We start from the raw sequence: 16967 nt of genomic DNA on the forward strand, positions 1-16967 counted from the left end.
CCCGAGGGATTGCGGGCCAATCGTCCGTCGGCCGGACGATGCAATCCCTCCGGCTCCCAGGTTCCTCAAACCGACAGCTGTTCATGACGCCGCCCGCTACCGCCTTGCCCGTCGAAGCGCCCCAGGCGTTCCTGGGAGTGGCGCGCTCGCTCACCGACAAGCTTTGGCGCGACCGGCTGGATGCCCGCGGGGCGGCGAAAGCGCTTGCCATCGTGCAGCGCCACCAACTGCCCGAGCTCCTGGCGCGGGTGCTGGCAGGCCGCGGCGTCGACAGCGACGCCGTCGCAGATTTCCTCGATCCCACCATCCGCAAGCTTCTGCCGGACCCGTTCACGGTGACGGAGATGGAGGCCGCCGCGAAGCGGATCGCGGATGCCGCAGCGAACGGCGAGAAGGTCGCGATCTTCGGCGACTACGATGTCGACGGCGCGACCTCGGCGGCGCTGCTGACCTGGCATCTGCGGCATTGCGGGCTCGATCCGCTGATCCACATTCCCGACCGCATCTTCGAGGGCTACGGGCCCAACACGGAAGCCGTGCGCGCGCTGGCCGAAAAGGGCGCCACGCTGCTCGTCACCGTCGATTGCGGCACCACCAGCATCGAGCCGCTCGCCGAAGCAAAACGTATCGGCATGTCCGTCGTCGTGATCGACCATCATCAGGCCGGCACGGAGCTGCCGGAGGTCGACGCGCTGGTCAATCCGAACCGGCTCGACGATCTCTCCGGCCTCGGCCATCTCGCCGCCGTCGGCCTCGTGCTGGTGACGCTGGTCGCGGTCAATCGTGAATTACGCCAGCGCGGCTTCTGGAATGCGGAGATGCCCGAGCCGGATCTGCTCGGCATGCTGCATCACGTCGCGCTCGGCACGGTTGCTGATGTCGCGCCGCTGATCGGTCTCAACCGCGCGTTCGTCGCCAAGGGCCTGATCGCGATGCGGCGGCGCGACCATGTCGGCCACACAGCGCTGATGGACGTGGCGCGGCTCAACGGCCCGCCGGAGGCCTGGCATCTCGGCTTCATGCTGGGGCCGCGCATCAATGCCGGCGGTCGCATCGGCCGCGCCGATCTCGGCGTGCGCCTGCTTTTGGAGGGTGACAGCGTCGAGGCCGCGCGGATCGCCGCCGAACTCGACCGCCTCAACAGCGAGCGCCGGGTCATCGAGCAGCCGGCCGAAGCGCAGGCCGAAGCCGAGGCGCTCGCCTCGATCGGGCTCGAGGACAAGATCGGCGTGATCGTCACGGCCTCCGAAGGCTGGCATCCCGGCGTGGTCGGTCTCGTTGCGTCCCGGTTGAAGGAGAAGTTCTCGCGGCCCGCCTTTGCGATCGCGCTGGAGCCCGGGGGCATCGGCACCGGCTCCGGCCGTTCGATTGCCGGCGTCGATATCGGCAAGGCCGTGCGGCAGGCGGTCGCCGATGGCATTCTGCTGAAGGGGGGCGGCCACGCGATGGCTGCGGGGGTCACGCTGCGGAAGGAAAAACTCGCCGAGTTTCGCGCCTACCTCGAGAATGCGTTGGGGCGCGACGTTGCCGAGGCGCGCCACGTCAACGAGCTCTACATCGACGGCGCGGTCTCCGCGCGCGCGGTGACGACCGAGCTTGCAGCGACGCTCAACCGCGCGGGTCCCTTCGGCAGCGGCAATCCGGAAGCCGTGTTGGCGCTGCCGGCGCACCAGCTCGTCTATGCCGACGAGGTGGGACAGGCACATTTGAGGCTACGCTTCAAGTCGGGCGACGGCGCCATCGTCAACGGCATCGCGTTCCGTTCGATCGGACAGAAGCTCGGCAACGCGCTCGTTGCCAATCGCGGCCAGCAATTGCATGTCGCGGGATCATTGTCGGTCGATCGCTATCAGGGCGCCGAGCGTGTGCAATTTCGCGTCATCGACGTCGCGCTACCCGATCAGGGACCATCCATGATTAGATAGGCCCGGCAAACAACAAAAAAGCTAACAGCAAAACTGGGAGTGAACATGGCAGGGCAGGTTGAGGGTAAAGTGGCGCTGGTGACGGGCGGCGCCTCCGGCATCGGCGAAGCCGTCGTCGAGCTATTCGCGCGCGAGGGCGCCACCGTCATTGCCACCGACATCGACGAGCTGCGCGGCCCCGAGCTCGCCAATCGCATCACCAAGGCCGACGGCAAGGCGATTTTCCTGGAGCAGGACGTCACCAGCGAAGAGCGCTGGATCGAGATCACAGCCGAGATCGCGAAGCGCTTTGGCCGGCTTGATATTCTCGTCTCCAACGCCGGCATCGGCATCGCCGTGCCCTCGATCGTCGACATGACGCTCAGCGACTGGCGCAAGCAGAACGCGATCAACCTCGACGGCGTCTTCCTCTCGGTCAAGCATTGCCTGCCCTTGATGCGCAAGACCGGCGGCGGCTCGATCGTCATGATGTCCTCGCTCGCGGGCCTGCGCGGCGCGCCTGGGCTGTCGGCCTATTCGGCGACCAAGGGCGGCGTGCGGCTGTTCGCGAAGTCAATCGCGATGGAGTGCGCGGCCGCCGGCGACGGCATCCGCGTCAACTCCGTCCATCCCGGCATCATCGACACCCCGATCTGGGGCAAGATCCCGACCGGCGCGACCGGCAACCAGGGCAATGCACCGATCGATCCCGAGGAGCGTGCGCGCCTCGTCACGCCGCTCGGCCGCGCCGGCCATGCTTCTGAGATTGCCTCCGGCGTGCTGTATCTGGCCTCCGATGCCTCGTGCTACGTCACCGGCAGCGAGCTCGTCATCGACGGCGGCATGAATGCCGGCGGCGTGCCGCGGCGGCAATAGACCGCCTCGCGGGCTGCGAAGGGCAGGGTGGCGCCCGCGGGGGCTGACGCGCAGGCGTCGGACCTGTACAACGCGGGCGTCTTCCGATCGACAGAGGTGTCCTTCCGCCATGGCGCACAGCCTTCACTCATCGTCCTCCACGCCAGCAACGTTCCGCTCGAACCGTCCGGACCTCGTCACCGACGCGATCCGCAGCGCGCGCGAGGATCTTGCCGCCTGCTTTCGGATGGCTGCGCGCAACGGCTTTGAGGAGGGCATCTGCAACCACTTCTCGGCCGTGGTGCCGGGCCATGACGATCTCTTCCTGGTCAACCCTTACGGCTACGCCTTCCGCGAGCTGACCGCGTCAAAGCTGCTGATCTGCGATTTCCACGGCAGCGTGCTCGACGGCGAGGGCGTACCCGAGGCGACCGCGTTCTACATCCATGCCGAGATGCACAAGCGCCTGCCGCGCGCCAAGGTCGCCTTCCACACCCACATGCCCTACGCCACGGCGCTGTCGATGACCGAGGGCGATCCGCTGATCTGGGCCGGCCAGACCGCGCTCAAGTTCTACGGTCGCACCGCCGTGGACCGCGACTACAACGGCCTCGCGCTCGACAACCGCGAAGGCGCGCGCATCGCATCCGCCGTTGGGGATGCCGATATCATCTTCATGAAGCATCACGGCGTGATGGTGTTGGCACCGACCATCGCGGAAGCCTGGGACGATCTCTACTATCTCGAACGCGCCGCCGAGGTGCAGGTGCTGGCGATGTCGACCGGGCGACAGATGCTGCCGGTCGATCCCGCGATTGCAGCCGAGACCTACAGGCAGATGCGCGAGGGCGATTCCGAATCTGCACGGCTGCATCTTGCGGCGATCCGGCGGCAGCTCGATGCGGAGGAGCCGCAATACCGGCATTGAGCCGGCCTAAGACCCCTGGCGTAGCTTCGCCAGCACCTTCAGCCCGCCATAGCCGTCCGCAGGCACGATACCGGCCCTCTGCTGAAAATCCTTGATTGCCTTCATCGTGTCGTTGCCGACGCGGCCGTCGGTGCCGCCGGTGTCGAAGCCCGCCTTGGTCAGGCGCGTCTGCATCTCCTGCACCTCGGCGAGTGTCAGCGCGCGCTCGGAGCCGGGGAACGGCTGGATGAAAGGCGGGGCGCCGAGGCAGCGGTCGCCGAGATGGCAGATCGCCAGGGCATAGTTCATCGAGGGATTGTAGCTCTTCACCGCGTTGAAATTCGGTCCCAGCAGAAACGTCGGCCCGCCCGCAACCGGCGTCCACATCTGCGCGGATGCGGAGGCTTGCGGGAATGGCTGGCCGTCGGCGCGGGTGACGCCGGCCGCCTGCCAAGCCGCATAGGTCCGGCTGCCGCTCATCTCACCGGGCGTGCGCACCTCGTAGCCCCAATGCTCGCCGCGGTGCCACTTGCCGCGATTGACGAGATATTTTGCCGTCGAGCCCAGCGCGTCGTCGGGCTTGCCGAACGGCGACACCTTGCCGTCGCCATCATAGTCGATGCCGACATTGAGCCAGACTTCCGGCATCCATTGCGAATGCCCCATCGCGCCGGCCCAGGATCCCTGCATCTGCTCCGGCGTGCTCCAGCCCTTGTCGACGATGCGTAGCGCGTTGATCAGCTCGGTTTCCCAATAGGCCTTGCGTCGCGGTTCGTTCCAGGCGAGGGCGGCGAGCGAGGGAAACACCGGCGTCATGTGGTTCTGCTGCACCAGCGGATCGCCATAGGCGGACTCGACGCCCCACAGCGCCAGCAGCGTGCCGCGCTCGACGCCGAAATCGCGCTCGATGCGCGCGAGCAGCGCCTCGTTGTTCTTCAGCGCGATCTTGCCGTTGATGATGCGCCAGTCGGAGACGCGACGGTTGATGTATTGCCAGACCTGCTCATGAAATTCGGGCTGGTTCCGCATCTGCTTGAACACGCTCATGTCGGGCTCGACCCGCGCCATCGCACGCTGCCATGTCGCAGCCGAGATGCCCTTGGCCATGGCACGAGCGCGAAAACCCTCACGCCATTCGTCGAAGCCTGGAGGTGCGGCGAAGACATGCGTCGGGAAAGCGAGCAGGGTGGCGGCGCCGATCGTGAAGGCGCGGCGGGTATGATGGATCGAGGAATCAGCGTGTTTCATCGACTTATTGTAGCGGGAAATGCGGCTCCTGTGAGTCGGTTCCTGGAGGGTCGGGAACGGGACGTCCGTCCTGTTCCTTCCGGAACAAATTGTCGCACTCACGCATTCCCTCCGCATGCAATCGAGGAGGACGAGATGAGGAAATATCTGTTTGCGGCCGCCATGGTCACCGCTATCGCAGCCCCCGCATTCGCCGACGAAGTCGGTGTTCATGTTGGTCCGGTCGGCGCCGGCGTGACCGTCGGACAGTCCCCGGAATATCGAGAGCGTGACCGCGATCGTGATCGCACCACCGTGATCAAGGAGCGCGAGCCTGCCGACCGCACCACCGTCATCAAGAAGGAAGATGAATTCGGTAACCGCGAAAAGACCGTGATTCATCACGACAACGACTAACGGAGCGGGGCCCCGGCCGATGGTCGGGGCCCGCCTTCCGTCGAGAATTCGGGGTCGAATGAAGATACGCGCGCATGCAGAGAGCCACGTCGTCGAGCTCGACGACGGATCACAATGGCAGATTTTCCCTGGCGATCTCGCCACCACACTGAGCTGGAAGCCCGAAACCGATCTGCACCTGGAGCGAAGCGGCGAGCGGGTGAGTTCGCATGAGCTGGTGAACGACGCCGATCAAAGCCGCGTGCGGGTGATCGCAGCGGGCGAGACCTGGCCCGATGGCGAGGTTAAGAAAGTGTTGAAGGGCGGGTAGGGCGCGCCTGCAACGGGTCGGATATCCCCAATTTTGAGCCTGTCACTTTACGGTCGATTCGCTTCCGTCTGCGCACAATGCGTGAATGCAGGAGCTGTTCGACATCATCCGCGCCAATCCCTGGCCGTTCGGCGCCGGGTTGTTCGTCGTCGTCCTGATGATCCTCGCGGAGAACTTTGGGCGCGGTATTCAAGGCCACGGCGCCGTCAGTGACTTCCCGGATTCGGACGGTGGCGACGGCGGAGGCGGCGACTAGGTCCCGCCAGCGGCAAGCGCGCTTCGCCTAGTCCTCCTGCAAATCGGCCGCGATGCCTGCGAGCCAGCGGCGAATGCTTGCCTCGGCCTTGACATCGAGCCCGGCGGCCAGCCGCTTCTCCAACGCAATCACCCTTTCCCGGCACGCTTTCAAAAGCGCCGTGCCGCGCGGAGTCAGCGTCCATTGCTGGATGCGGCCGTGGACGGGATGCGGCGTCATCACAATCGCGCCGTCACGCTCGAGATTGCGGATGATGACGCCGACGGTCTGGGGCGTCAGAAAGGTGAGGCGGGCAACGTCGGCGCCCGAGAGGCCCGGATAGGCGTTGAGCATGGTCAGCACCGCGAATTGCGGTGAGGTGACACCGAGATCGGCGAGCGACCGCTCCATCGTCAGACGGACTGCGGCGTGGGCCTGGCGCAAGAGATAGCCGAGATAGCCTTGCTCGCCGCGCTTGCCTTCCCCTGGGGCTGGCACGCGCACGGCGTCAGGCTTGGCAGTCTTGCGCCGGGATTTCGATCTCGTGATACTGGGCGACTTGCGCAACATGTAAGTGCTCTTATAAGATGTAAGCGGTCTTACAATACCACGAGGTGAACGGCAATGTCACACGCCCGCAGCGAATACGAGGATTTCAAGAAGATCGCGCCGGATGCGTATGAGCTGGTGCTGGCGCTCGGCCAGGTGGCGGCCAAGGCCGGTCTCGACAAGCAGCTTCTCGAACTGGTCAAGCTCCGGGCATCGCAGATCAACGGCTGCGCCTTCTGCGTGCAGCATCACATCCTGCTTTCGGAGCGGATCGGCGTGCCCGTCGACAAGCTCAATTTGGTCGTGGTCTGGCGCGAGGCGCCGATCTTTTCCGCGCGCGAACGTGCCGCGCTGGCCTGGACCGAGGCGCTGACCTGCCTGCCCGACGGAGTCGGCGAGGGCGTGTATGCCGAGGCGAGCCGTGAATTCTCCGAGACCGAACTGACGTACCTGACCTCTGCGGTTGCCTCGATCAACGTCTGGAATCGTTTCGGTGCGGCGTTTCGCTGGACACCGGCGAAGCGACCGGTCGCAGCGAATGCGGCGGCATCCTGATTGCAACGAAGGGAGATCGTGATGACGTAGTAAGTTTGCCCACCACATTGGCGCCATCGCGTTCGATGGCGATCGCCGTCGTCGGCGGGCTTGCGTGCGCGCTTGCGATCGGCAAGGCGTTGCCGGTGACGATGGACACCATTTCCGGCGCACTCGCGCCGCTCTGCGCCACCGCCGCCGAAAGCTCGCCGCTGGACAAGGTCGAGCCGATCGACTCCTACGCGCTGCCGAACGTGCCGGGCAAGCGCGTCACCATCGTGCGCGTGTTCTACGGCCCTGGCGGGTTCTCGCGGCCGCATCGTCACGCAGGATCCGTCACCGCCTACATAACCAAGGGCAAGATCCGCTCCCAGCTCGGCGGCGGCCCGGTCGAGACGTTCGGCCTCGGCCAGTCCTTCTTCGAGCCGCCCGGCTCGACGCATCTGGTCTCGGCCAATGCCAGCACCACGGAGCCGGCGGAATTGATTGCCGTGTTCGTGGCGGACGAGGGCGCGCAACTCACGACGTTGCTGGAGTAGCCGGCACCCGCAATCTGCAGCCGCTTTTGTTCAGGTCGGCTGCGATCGCTTCAGACGTTTCCATAGCGGTGAAAGACCGTATGTGACGGCCGGTATCGCAACTGCGCCGACAAGGAGCCCAATAACGCCTGAAATGGCTGCCTCGACCGCCCATCCGACGGTGCCGGCAATGGAGGGAAGGCGGTGCGCGGCAGCCTCGGTCGCGGCATGAACCGTATGGCCGACTACCGGTGGGCCGTATTGTTCGATGCCGTGCAGGATGATGCCGCCACCGACCCAGATCATCGCGGCGGTGCCGATGGTGCTCAGCACCGCCAGGAAGACAGGCATGCCGCGGACCAGCGCACGTCCAAGCAATCGGATTGCGCCGCCAACAAGCGAGGCGCCGTCATACCGCGCAAGGGCCAGGCCGACATCGTCCGCCTTCACGATCAAGGCGACCACGCCGTAGACTCCAACAGTGATGAAAATGGCGACGAGTGCGAGCACGAGCGCCTGGGTCCAGATGCTGCCCGCCGGGACGGCCGCCAGCGTGATCGCCATGATCTCCGCCGACAGGATGAAATCCGTTTTGATGGCGCTTGCGACTTTCTTGTCCTCGACCGACCGCGCGTTCAATGCAATTGGCTGGGGCTGGGCTTCGTGGTGGCGCGCATCATGCGGCATCGCGGCTTCGAGCACCTTCTCGGTGCCCTCATAGCACAGAAAGGCGCCGCCCAGCATGAGCAGCGGCGTGACCGCGGCGGGAAGGAAATAACCAAGCAACAGGGCAATGGGCAGCAGGATCAGCAATTTATTGCGCAGCGACCCAACCGCAATCTTGCCTACGATCGGCAGTTCGCGTTTCGAGGCAAAGCCGATCACGTAGTTCGGCGTGACGGCTGCGTCATCGATGACCACGCCAGCCGCCTTTGCTCCCGCCTTGGCCGTTTGGCCCGCGACATCGTCGAGCGAGGCTGCCGCCACCTTTGCGATCGCTGCGATATCGTCGAGAAGACCAATCAGTCCGACACTCATCAACCCAGTTCCTTCGGCCTTCCATCGGGCGGTGTGTGCGACAACACGCTTTTGCACTGCCTGGCAATGGAAGGAGCAAGCCGTTAGTTCTCGTCGCCGCCCGATCCCTCGCGCAGGTCCGGCTTGAGCACGTCCTCCGGCAGCGCATGCGCCACAGGCTGTGGCGTGCCGGCGATCTCCGGGCCGACCTCGCGGCCGCGGGCGTGGATCAGGCGCTCATAGGCGGAGACCAGCGTGACGTAAGGACTGACCCAGATCCAGCCGTCGCGGGTGAACACTTGCACGTCGAAATGCAGGTGCATCGAGGTGCCGGCGGGATGGTCGAGATAGTTCGAGACCACGCCGATCTTCTCGCCCTCCGATACGATGCGGCCATTGAGCAGGCCATCGGCGTTCAGCGCCTGCGGGTTCATATGCATGTAGCGGAAGCGAATGTGCTCGCTCCGGCTGTTGATTTGCAGCGTCACAGCCTGGTCCTTGGAAGCGCGTATAACCCTCGCATCCCGCACGGCGACGACGGCGCGCTGCTTGGGATCACAGGCTTGGCGGCCTTCACCAGGCGGTGGGCACTCGGCCGCGCGGATGTCCTCGCCCTGATGGCCATAGCCGCCGCCGCATTGCCAGACCTCGAAACTCCGGGATTCGCAGAAATTGTCGCGCCAGGGATAGGCGGTCGTGCTCTCGATCTTGTCGCGCTTGGCATAGGATTGCGAGTGCACGAACGCGGGCGCCTTCTCGAGAGGAAACCGGATCTGTGCGTAGGCCATCACGTCGGGATGGCCGCCCTGCTTGCGATAGCCGGTGTTCGGGATGATGTCGCCGCTCGGCCTGTAGGTGAAGTCCGGGGAGCGTACCGTGGGACGATCGAGAATGTTGGAAGCGATGTCCGTGAGCGGCCGCATGCGCTGGCCGCCCGCCACGCGCAGCGCCTTCAGGAAGCGCTCGGCGATCGGATAGGCCTCCTTGCAGGCAAGCCGCCGCGGCTTGGCAACGCTGTCGAGGCATTGGATCGACACCACATAGGCGACGCCGAAACGGGTGAAAGCGTAGCGCATATAGCCTTCCCGGATGAACTTGCGCAGGTCCGGGTAGAGCGCCGCGAGCGGTTTGACCGGCTCGCCCTTGCCGCCCGAGGGATCGGCAATGTCATAGACCAGCGCCGAGCCCGTGATCTGCACCTCGACCGGCCTTGCGAAGACCCGGCTCGGCATGCCGTCTCCGGTACCAGGCTCGAACGAAAAGGTCGCGCTGTAGCCGGCGGGACCTGCATCGAACAGGTCGACGGAATTGAAGTCAGCCTGGTAGCGCGACAGCGCGACGGTCGCCGGCGCGCCATTGCGCCGAGCTTCGAGATACGCGGCAGCGTCGAACGGCAGCAGCACGGGCACGGAGCTGCGGGCGATGCCGGTGAAGAATTGCGAGGAGATCGCGTTGAGCTGCACCAGCGCCGGCATCGCGCGCGGATCGTAGCGCGGCACCGAACGACGGGGTGCGAAGATGAAGTCTTCCGCGGCCCGGGGATGGACGTTGATTTCGGTGCGGAGCTGGTCAAGCGCCGCGCGCCAATCGACGCGCAGCGCCGTGAGTGAGGGGCTGCGGAACTCATCCGCAGCAAGTGGAGAGGCAATGAGGAGCGAAAGCGACGCCAGAAGTTGCGAGACGAAGCGGAAACTTTTCCCAACCACTGTCTCGCCCCCCGGCGGCACCTGTTGCGCTCGCTTTGGTCCCGTCAGTCCTTGGCACGCTCGGAGTAGGAGCCGTCTTCGGTCATCACGACGATTCGGGTGCCGACGGCGATGTGCGGCGGCACCGTGGTGCGAACGCCATTCGAGAGCACGGCGGGCTTGTAGGACGAGGAGGCGGTCTGCCCCTTGGTCACGGGCTCGGTCTCGATCACTTCCAGCGTCACGCGCTGCGGCAGGGCGATCGATACCGGGTTGGAACCGTGCAGCGATAGCTTGACCGTCATGCTCTCCTGAAGATAGGCCGCCGCATCGCCGATCACATCCTTGGACACCTGGACCTGGTCATAGGTCTCCGGGTTCATGAAGTGATAGCCGTCACCATCTTCATACAGGAAGGTGTAGTTGCGCTCTTCGATTGTGGCCTTCTCGACCTGATCGGTGGTCTTGTAGCGCTCGGAGATCTTTACCCCGTCCGAGATTCGGCGCATTTCGATCTGGCTGACCGGGGTGCCCTTGCCGGGATGGATGTTCTCGGCGGTCACGACGACATATAGCTTGCCGTCTTGCTCGATCACGTTGCCCTTGCGAATAGAACTGGCGATGACTCTCAAAGCTGTATTTCCTGCTTGCTTGGCCCGGCTCGGGCCAGGACGTGGTCAAATTGATGGGGGACCTGGGGCCCCAAATCAGACCGCGGCACCCGTTTCGGGCCGCAACATACTGGTTTTGCCGTTGGATGCCAGCATTTTGCTGGCTTGCGGGACAGCCGGTTAATGGCTGGGGACAAGCCGATGTCGCCGTTCTGGTCCCCCTCGCGGCATCTCGACCGCCGGCCCTTCTTGCAGGCCAGGGGAGCCATCACTGGGGCTCTACGGGGATTTTTCGTCGAGCAGGGCTTCGTCGAGGTCGAAACCTCCGTTCTCCAGGTCTCCCCGGGCAACGAGACCCACCTGCACGCCCCCCGGACCGAGATCATGCGGCCCGACGGCAGCCGTGTGAGCCGATATTTGCGGACCTCGCCGGAATTCGCCTGCAAGAAGCTGCTGGCGGCCGGGGAGACCCGGATTTTCGAGTTCGCCCGGGTGTTCCGGGACCGTGAGCGCGGCGACCTGCATTTGCCCGAATTCACCATGCTGGAATGGTACCGGGCAGGCGCGCCCTATGACGCCATCATGGCCGACTGCGTCGTCCTCATCGCCCGCGCGGCCCAGGCGACCGGTATCGGCGCCTTCACCTTCCGCGGCCGGACCGCAGATCCTTTCGCCGAGCCGGAGCTTGTGACGGTTGCCAGCGCCTTCGAGCAGTTTGCGGGAATCGACCTGCTTGCGACCATTTCCGGCGGCGAGGGCGACCGCGCCGCGCTCGCGCGGTCAGTTGCCGGCAAGGTCCGCGTGGCCGAGGATGACACCTGGTCCGACATCTTCAGCAAGGTTCTGGTCGAGCATGTCGAGCCGCATCTGGGGCAGGGCCGTTTGACCATTCTGTTCGAATACCCATCTCCAGAGGCGGCACTGGCGCGCGTGAAGGCGGGCGATCCCCGAGTCGCCGAGCGGTTCGAGGTCTATGCCTGCGGTGTCGAGCTCGCCAACGGTTTTGGCGAACTGACCGACGCCGAGGAGCAGCGCAAGCGCTTCACGCAATCCATGGCAGAGAAGCAACGCCGCTACTGCGAAGCCTATCCGCTGGACGAGGACTTTCTGGCCGCGGTCGCGGCGATGCCGGAGGCGAGCGGCGTCGCGCTCGGATTCGACCGCCTGGTAATGCTGGCGAGCGGCGCATCGCGAATTGATCAGGTGGTGTGGACGCCGCCTGCAAATGAAACGTTGAGCGAGACATGATGAAGAGCAATCTTGCGCGCACATTGCGCGAGCCGGCCGAACTTGTGGCCGAGCAGCTGGTGTCAGCCACAGCGCTGCCGGTGCTCGATCGCATTGCCGCACGCTATGCGGTTGCGATCACGCCGGCGCTGGTCGATCTGATCGACAGGTCCGATCCCGACGATCCCATTGCGCGCCAATTCGTTCCGACTGCCGCAGAGCTGGAGATGCAGCCGGGCGAGAATGCAGATCCGATCGGCGATCATTCGCACTCGCCGGTTCCCGGGATCGTGCATCGTTATCCCGACCGCGTGCTGTTCAAGCTCGTTCACGTCTGCGCGGTCTATTGCCGCTTCTGCTTCCGCCGCGAGATGGTCGGACCCGGCAAGGAGAACGCGCTCTCGGACGCCGCCTATCGCGCGGCGATCGACTACATCCGCGCGCACAGCGAGATCTGGGAGGTGATCCTGACCGGGGGGGATCCCCTGATGTTGTCGCCTCGGCGGATGGGCGAGATCATGGCCGATCTGGCCGGAATCGATCACGTCAAGATCATCCGCCTTCACACCCGCGTGCCGGCGGCCGATCCCGCGCGCATCAGCGACGAGATGGTGGCGGCGCTCAAGGCCGAAGGCGCCACCACCTGGGTGGCGCTGCATGCCAACCATGCGCGCGAACTGACGGGGCCCGCGCGTGCCGCCTGCGCGCGGCTGGTCGATGCCGGAATTCCCATGGTAAGCCAGTCCGTGCTTTTGCGCGGCGTCAATGACAACGCAATCGCTCTTTCGGATTTGATGCGAGCTTTCGTCGAATGCCGGATCAAGCCCTATTATCTGCATCACGGTGATCTCGCGCCCGGCACGGCGCATCTGCGAACGACACTCGCCGAGGGGCAGCATTTGATGCGGCAGCTGCGCGGACGGGTGTCAGGACTGTGTCAGCCCGACTATGTCATCGACATCCCCGGCGGTGCCGGCAAGTCGCCGGTGGGGCCGAATTACGTGTTGCCGATGCAAAATACCGCACCTGATGCGGGTGATGCGGCATCGGAAACGCGCTATCGTATCGTGGATTATTGCGGCGACGTTCACCTCTATCCGCCCGAGACCTGATTGGTCGTGATGGAGATGCTGGCCCGAGGAATGGAGAAGCAAAATGAGAAGCATCATCCTAGCACTGTCGCTTCTGACGGTGTTCGGCAGCGCCGGCTTCGCGCAAACGGGAAGCAAGGGATCGACGACCTCGGGACAATCGGCGGGTTCTTTGCCGCCTGCGCCCGTCGGTCATCGGCAGCCGCGCGCTGGCGACGTGCCAAGTGAGAAGAACCTGAGCGACCCGAACGATCCCCTCAGCAAGGAAAATCAGGCGCTCGACAAGAAGATCAAGAGCATCTGCCGCGGCTGCTAGGCGCCGGGAAAGCGGGCAGGGTGCGACAGCCTCACCCCGCCCGCAATCGTTTGGTCAGGCGGAGCGCTCGTGCAGCCCTGCGCGCTTGATGTTGCGCCGGATCTCGACCGCGTTAGCGAGCTGCTTGAGCACGGTTGCCGTGGTCGCCCAGTCGATGCAGCCGTCCGTGATGCTCTGGCCATAGGTGAGCGGCTTGCCCGGCACCACGTCCTGGCGTCCGGCGACGAGATTGCTCTCGACCATCACCCCCATGATGCGGTTCTCGCCGCCAGAAATTTGCCCGGCGATGTCGGCCGTCACGAGCGGCTGGTTTTCCGGCTTCTTGCTCGAATTAGCGTGGCTCACATCGACCATCACGAGCGGTGCGACGCTTGCTTTCGCCAGATCGTTGCAGGCCGCCGCGACGCTTGCCGCATCGTAGTTCGGCGTGCTGCCGCCGCGCAGGATGATGTGACAATCCTCGTTGCCCGCGGTTGAGGCGATCGCCGAGCGGCCGAGCTTGGTCACCGCCATGAAATGATGCGGATTCGAGGCCGACTTCACAGCGTCCGCCGCAATTTGCACATTGCCGTCGGTGCCGTTCTTGAACCCGACCGGGCAGGACAGCCCCGAGGCCAACTCGCGATGGATCTGGCTTTCGGTCGTGCGCGCGCCGATTGCGGCCCAGGACACGAGGTCCGCAATGTATTGCGGCGTCGTCATGTCGAGGAATTCGGTGCCGGCGGGCAGGCCGACATTATTTACCGCCGAGAGCACGTTGCGCGCCAGCCGCAGGCCCTTGTTGATGTCGAAGCTGCCGTCCAGATCAGGATCGTTGATCAGGCCCTTCCAGCCGACCGTGGTGCGCGGCTTCTCGAAATAGACCCGCATCACGATCTCGAGTTGGTCGGCAAGCTCTTCGCGCAAGCTCGCGAGGCGCTCGGCGTATTCGAGCGCGGCCCTGGGATCATGCACCGAGCAGGGGCCGACCACGACCAGAAGCCGGTCGTCCTGGCCATTGAGAATCGCATGGATGGCGTTGCGTGCGGCCATCACCACGCGCGTCGCGGTGAGCGTGCGCGGGACTTCCCGCATCACCTCTTCGGGCGTGCTCAGCTCTTTCAGTTCGCGGATACGAAGATCGTCGGTCGTGCTCAGCACGGCGGGCTCCTGTCATTTTGAGACCCTGCCGGCCAATAAAAAAGCCGCCAGGGTCTGGCGGCTTGTTCGGACGTTTGCTGCAATGTTTCAGATTGAGCGCGATCCTCCTGCCGCCAGCGAGCTGTCGTAGCTAAAGTACCAAATATAGCTGGTGACGAGGGTGATCATCGCCCGTCATATAGCGTGCGATCGGCGGCTTGTCACCCCCCAATAGACGTGACGGCCACGCGGCGCCTCAACTGTTGCTTTTGCGTGCCGCCAGCGCCATGCCGATCAGGGTGGCGCCGCCGAACAGCAGGTTGATGCCGACGAGGATACCGATCGCCCATTCCGCCGAGCTCGGCAGTCCCGTGATCACCATGAACGAGATCGCGATGTCGACGAGGCCCGAGATCAGGAGCCACGACCAGCGGCCGCCCGGCTCGCGGCGATGCTCCAGCGCGTACATGATGGTGGCGACGCCCTCGGCGAGGAAATAGGCGCCGAGCACGATGGTCAGCGTCAGCACGGCCTGGATCGGCCGCGCCAGCAGCAGCATGCCTGCAAGCACGGCCAGCGCGGCCGAGATCAGCGACCACCAGAAGCCCGGCGTGCTGCGCGCCCAATAGGTGGCGATCAATCCGCCGATGCCGCTGATCAGGAACATCCAGCCGAGGAAGATCGCAATCGCAAGGCTTGCGAGCGGCGGCAGGATCAGCGCGGCGACGCCAAGCACCGCAAGCAGGATGCCTTCGAACAGAAAGGCCTTCCAATGTGCCTTGACCGTCCCGCTCATGGCGGATTGCAGCCGGGAAAAATCCTCAGGCGATGTCATGGGCAGGCTCCGGATCGAGAGGTGTGTCCTCAATCTAGTCTAGTACGTGCACACCGCGCTTGCCATCCCGCGGCTCAGCCGCCGCCGTGCGCCGACGAAAAACCTTCGCCGCTGGTGCGGATGCGGTTGCGGCCGAGAACATAGATCGCGGTCGTGACGATCAGAAGTGCGAGGCCGAGCAGGATCGAGACCAGGCCGATCGGGATCAGGGCCAGCGTCAGATTGCGCTCGGGATTGATGAGCCAGTGATGGATCGAGGTCAGCACGAAGGCGAGCCCGAGAAAGCCGACGCCGCCACCGGCAAGCAGCAGCGCCCACATCCGGCGGAGCTGGCTGAGGCGCTCGCGCGCGACGTCGGTTCGGGGCGCGTGATGGCGCGCGACGCGCCGTACCAGGCGGATAGCGAAGGCGATCGAGCTGAAGCCGATCAGCAGGCTCGCGCCGCCCAACCACATCCGCAGCGCCGGATCGAGATCCGGCATGCGCTGAAGCGTGAGCAGGGGGAAGTCGAAGGCCGAATGCAGGGCGAGCGGACCTGCGAAGATCAGCAGCCGGCTGGAGAGACGAGCCCAGTCGCGATGATGGCGGTTGGCACCCAGCGCCGTGCCGGCGCGCGCGATGGTCAGATAGGCGCCGGCGATGATGCCGAGCGCGCCGTGGAACGGCACGGTCAGCACGCTGCGCAAGGCGGCCAGCGAGCGCCACATCTCGGCGTGCTGGACGAGATAGGCGAGGTTCTCGTAGGCGGCGAAGCCCAGGCCAACCGCGGCGCCATAGACCACGGTGTCCATCGGATTGGCGAAGGTCCGCCGCTTGGTCGAGGCGACCAGCACGATCGCGATCACCTTGACCGCTTCCTCCGGCAGCGCGACGCCGAAGATCGAATGCATGGCCAGTGCCGCCCACGGGTTGTCCGGGGCCGCAACCATCTTGGCGAAAGGGGCGCGGGCCAGGCCCAGCAGCGAAATGCTGGCCGCGCCGAGCAGGAAAGCGGTCCAGACCTGGGCCGGCGGTCCGGGGCGTTCCTCGGCGGCAATGACGAGCCACAGCATCAGCAGCGCCGGGGCAATGGCGGCCGTTCCGATGACGGTGGGTAACGCTTCAATCAGGTACATCGGCGCCGAAAATAGGTTCCCTTGATCCGCTTATCTACATTCCCTGATGCGACCTTGTGTCATGCGCTTGCTGTCGCGTCTCTTAACAAGCGTGACAGCCTGCGTTCATCAGGACAGTCGCCGAGGTGCAGAATAACGAGCGCAATCAATTGCATGACAGAACCACCTCGTCATCCCATGACAACGGTCGCGCGCCCGTCATCGGATCGCGATTGGTAAGTCAGATCAAGGCAATGTGCAGGTTTCTTCGATTGACGATGCACGTGTCGCCGCGGCAAGTCCAGAGCCGGGATTGCCCCGTCCGGGCTACGCACGGCCGGCCGAGCCGGTCTAGTCACGCTTGATCGCGCGGGATGGGGACGCGGTGCGGCGGCCCCGGAGTTGCTCCACCTCCCAGAAGGCGCGGATAAGGCACGTACCAAGGCAGAGCACGATGAGCAACAGCAGAAAGGCCTGATCGAAGGCGGGGATGTGAGTCATGGCAATGATAAAGCA

The 16967-nt window shown here is 64.9% G+C and carries 19 protein-coding genes; 11 read left to right on the forward strand and 8 right to left on the reverse strand.

Features of this window, described 5'->3' with window-relative positions; all coding sequences use genetic code 11:
• The first annotated feature begins 83 nt into the window (after window positions 1-83).
• From recJ to IVB19_RS17205, 3 genes are all read left to right on the forward strand, one after another.
• Complete coding sequence (gene recJ / locus IVB19_RS17195) at window positions 84-1925, forward strand: single-stranded-DNA-specific exonuclease RecJ (RefSeq protein WP_247821600.1); 1842 nt, start codon at window positions 84-86, stop codon at window positions 1923-1925.
• Between the two features lie 45 nt (window positions 1926-1970).
• Window positions 1971-2780: an SDR family NAD(P)-dependent oxidoreductase gene (locus tag IVB19_RS17200; protein WP_026232728.1), complete on the forward strand. Its 810-nt coding sequence runs from the start codon at window positions 1971-1973 to the stop codon at window positions 2778-2780.
• A 109-nt stretch (window positions 2781-2889) separates the two neighbouring features.
• Window positions 2890-3687, forward strand: coding sequence for an aldolase (locus IVB19_RS17205; protein ID WP_018454407.1), 798 nt, complete (start codon window positions 2890-2892; stop codon window positions 3685-3687).
• A gap of 6 nt (window positions 3688-3693) precedes the next feature.
• Here IVB19_RS17205 and IVB19_RS17210 read toward each other — a convergent pair whose 3' ends face one another.
• Window positions 3694-4914 carry a lytic murein transglycosylase gene (locus IVB19_RS17210; protein WP_018454406.1) on the reverse strand — a complete coding sequence of 407 codons (1221 nt, stop codon included), beginning with the start codon at window positions 4912-4914 and terminating at the stop codon, window positions 3694-3696.
• Between the two features lie 135 nt (window positions 4915-5049).
• On the opposite strand from IVB19_RS17210, the gene IVB19_RS17215 reads away from it, so the two are divergent.
• The 3 genes from IVB19_RS17215 to IVB19_RS17225 all read left to right on the forward strand — a co-directional run bounded on the left by IVB19_RS17215 (window position 5050) and on the right by IVB19_RS17225 (window position 5876).
• Window positions 5050-5310 carry a hypothetical protein gene (locus IVB19_RS17215; RefSeq protein ID WP_007591459.1) on the forward strand — a complete coding sequence of 87 codons (261 nt, stop codon included), beginning with the start codon at window positions 5050-5052 and terminating at the stop codon, window positions 5308-5310.
• Between the two features lie 58 nt (window positions 5311-5368).
• Window positions 5369-5620, forward strand: coding sequence for a hypothetical protein (locus IVB19_RS17220; RefSeq protein ID WP_018454404.1), 252 nt, complete (start codon window positions 5369-5371; stop codon window positions 5618-5620).
• An 85-nt stretch (window positions 5621-5705) separates the two neighbouring features.
• Window positions 5706-5876, forward strand: a complete 171-nt coding sequence (locus IVB19_RS17225; protein WP_018454403.1) for a hypothetical protein — start codon at window positions 5706-5708, stop codon at window positions 5874-5876.
• Between the two features lie 27 nt (window positions 5877-5903).
• On the opposite strand, the gene IVB19_RS17230 is transcribed toward IVB19_RS17225, so the two are convergent.
• Window positions 5904-6425: a MarR family winged helix-turn-helix transcriptional regulator gene (locus tag IVB19_RS17230; protein ID WP_018454402.1), complete on the reverse strand. Its 522-nt coding sequence runs from the start codon at window positions 6423-6425 to the stop codon at window positions 5904-5906.
• A 54-nt stretch (window positions 6426-6479) separates the two neighbouring features.
• Here IVB19_RS17230 and IVB19_RS17235 point away from each other — a divergent pair, with 54 nt between their 5' ends.
• Together IVB19_RS17235 and IVB19_RS17240 are read left to right on the forward strand one after the other, a co-directional pair.
• A complete protein-coding gene (locus IVB19_RS17235; protein WP_018454401.1) occupies window positions 6480-6959 on the forward strand; it encodes a carboxymuconolactone decarboxylase family protein in 480 nt (159 codons plus the stop codon).
• A gap of 65 nt (window positions 6960-7024) precedes the next feature.
• Entirely contained in the window at window positions 7025-7477 is a 453-nt protein-coding gene (locus IVB19_RS17240; RefSeq protein ID WP_018454400.1) for a cupin domain-containing protein, read from the forward strand.
• 30 nt (window positions 7478-7507) lie between these two features.
• Here the strand turns inward: IVB19_RS17240 and IVB19_RS17245 are convergent, their stop codons facing one another.
• The 3 genes from IVB19_RS17245 to efp all read right to left on the reverse strand — a co-directional run bounded on the left by IVB19_RS17245 (window position 7508) and on the right by efp (window position 10790).
• On the reverse strand, window positions 7508-8494 hold the full coding sequence (locus IVB19_RS17245; protein ID WP_018454399.1) for a DUF808 domain-containing protein: 987 nt from the start codon (window positions 8492-8494) through the stop codon (window positions 7508-7510).
• An 83-nt stretch (window positions 8495-8577) separates the two neighbouring features.
• A complete protein-coding gene (locus IVB19_RS17250) occupies window positions 8578-10200 on the reverse strand; it encodes a M23 family metallopeptidase (protein WP_085353465.1) in 1623 nt (540 codons plus the stop codon).
• Between the two features lie 23 nt (window positions 10201-10223).
• Window positions 10224-10790: an elongation factor P gene (efp, locus tag IVB19_RS17255; protein WP_026232726.1), complete on the reverse strand. Its 567-nt coding sequence runs from the start codon at window positions 10788-10790 to the stop codon at window positions 10224-10226.
• A gap of 162 nt (window positions 10791-10952) precedes the next feature.
• Between efp and epmA the strand changes: the two genes are divergently transcribed.
• From epmA to IVB19_RS17270, 3 genes are read left to right on the forward strand one after another with little or no spacing between them, the layout of a single operon-like run.
• Window positions 10953-12017: an EF-P lysine aminoacylase EpmA gene (gene epmA, locus IVB19_RS17260; RefSeq protein WP_018454396.1), complete on the forward strand. Its 1065-nt coding sequence runs from the start codon at window positions 10953-10955 to the stop codon at window positions 12015-12017.
• On the forward strand, window positions 12014-13108 hold the full coding sequence (locus tag IVB19_RS17265) for a lysine-2,3-aminomutase-like protein (protein ID WP_026232725.1): 1095 nt from the start codon (window positions 12014-12016) through the stop codon (window positions 13106-13108). The genes epmA and IVB19_RS17265 overlap by 4 nt, the downstream gene beginning before the upstream one ends.
• Before the next feature lie 43 nt (window positions 13109-13151).
• On the forward strand, window positions 13152-13403 hold the full coding sequence (locus IVB19_RS17270) for a hypothetical protein (protein WP_018454394.1): 252 nt from the start codon (window positions 13152-13154) through the stop codon (window positions 13401-13403).
• A gap of 54 nt (window positions 13404-13457) precedes the next feature.
• On the opposite strand, the gene IVB19_RS17275 is transcribed toward IVB19_RS17270, so the two are convergent.
• The 3 genes from IVB19_RS17275 to IVB19_RS17285 all read right to left on the reverse strand — a co-directional run bounded on the left by IVB19_RS17275 (window position 13458) and on the right by IVB19_RS17285 (window position 16472).
• A complete protein-coding gene (locus IVB19_RS17275) occupies window positions 13458-14543 on the reverse strand; it encodes a 3-deoxy-7-phosphoheptulonate synthase (RefSeq protein WP_018454393.1) in 1086 nt (361 codons plus the stop codon).
• A 235-nt stretch (window positions 14544-14778) separates the two neighbouring features.
• The gene (locus IVB19_RS17280) at window positions 14779-15357 is read right to left on the reverse strand and encodes an HdeD family acid-resistance protein (protein ID WP_026232724.1); all 579 of its coding nucleotides are present in this window, start codon (window positions 15355-15357) and stop codon (window positions 14779-14781) included.
• A gap of 74 nt (window positions 15358-15431) precedes the next feature.
• Window positions 15432-16472 carry a PrsW family glutamic-type intramembrane protease gene (locus IVB19_RS17285; RefSeq protein ID WP_018454391.1) on the reverse strand — a complete coding sequence of 347 codons (1041 nt, stop codon included), beginning with the start codon at window positions 16470-16472 and terminating at the stop codon, window positions 15432-15434.
• Window positions 16473-16967: the final 495 nt, after the last annotated feature.

Source organism: Bradyrhizobium sp. 187 (assembly GCF_023101005.1).
GTDB lineage: Bacteria > Pseudomonadota > Alphaproteobacteria > Rhizobiales > Xanthobacteraceae > Bradyrhizobium > Bradyrhizobium canariense_D.

Bases quoted from the DNA above. Each gene is read 5' to 3' on its own strand.
- recJ (WP_247821600.1), top strand. From the start codon at position 84: ATGACGCCGCCCGCTACCGCCTTGCCCGTCGAAGCGCCCCAGGCGTTC.
- IVB19_RS17200 (WP_026232728.1), top strand. From the start codon at position 1,971: ATGGCAGGGCAGGTTGAGGGTAAAGTGGCGCTGGTGACGGGCGGCGCC.
- IVB19_RS17205 (WP_018454407.1), top strand. From the start codon at position 2,890: ATGGCGCACAGCCTTCACTCATCGTCCTCCACGCCAGCAACGTTCCGC.
- IVB19_RS17210 (WP_018454406.1), bottom strand. From the start codon at position 4,914: ATGAAACACGCTGATTCCTCGATCCATCATACCCGCCGCGCCTTCACG.
- IVB19_RS17215 (WP_007591459.1), top strand. From the start codon at position 5,050: ATGAGGAAATATCTGTTTGCGGCCGCCATGGTCACCGCTATCGCAGCC.
- IVB19_RS17220 (WP_018454404.1), top strand. From the start codon at position 5,369: ATGAAGATACGCGCGCATGCAGAGAGCCACGTCGTCGAGCTCGACGAC.
- IVB19_RS17225 (WP_018454403.1), top strand. From the start codon at position 5,706: ATGCAGGAGCTGTTCGACATCATCCGCGCCAATCCCTGGCCGTTCGGC.
- IVB19_RS17230 (WP_018454402.1), bottom strand. From the start codon at position 6,425: ATGTTGCGCAAGTCGCCCAGTATCACGAGATCGAAATCCCGGCGCAAG.
- IVB19_RS17235 (WP_018454401.1), top strand. From the start codon at position 6,480: ATGTCACACGCCCGCAGCGAATACGAGGATTTCAAGAAGATCGCGCCG.
- IVB19_RS17240 (WP_018454400.1), top strand. From the start codon at position 7,025: ATGGCGATCGCCGTCGTCGGCGGGCTTGCGTGCGCGCTTGCGATCGGC.
- IVB19_RS17245 (WP_018454399.1), bottom strand. From the start codon at position 8,494: ATGAGTGTCGGACTGATTGGTCTTCTCGACGATATCGCAGCGATCGCA.
- epmA (WP_018454396.1), top strand. From the start codon at position 10,953: ATGGCTGGGGACAAGCCGATGTCGCCGTTCTGGTCCCCCTCGCGGCAT.
- IVB19_RS17265 (WP_026232725.1), top strand. From the start codon at position 12,014: ATGATGAAGAGCAATCTTGCGCGCACATTGCGCGAGCCGGCCGAACTT.
- IVB19_RS17270 (WP_018454394.1), top strand. From the start codon at position 13,152: ATGAGAAGCATCATCCTAGCACTGTCGCTTCTGACGGTGTTCGGCAGC.
- IVB19_RS17280 (WP_026232724.1), bottom strand. From the start codon at position 15,357: ATGACATCGCCTGAGGATTTTTCCCGGCTGCAATCCGCCATGAGCGGG.
- IVB19_RS17285 (WP_018454391.1), bottom strand. From the start codon at position 16,472: ATGTACCTGATTGAAGCGTTACCCACCGTCATCGGAACGGCCGCCATT.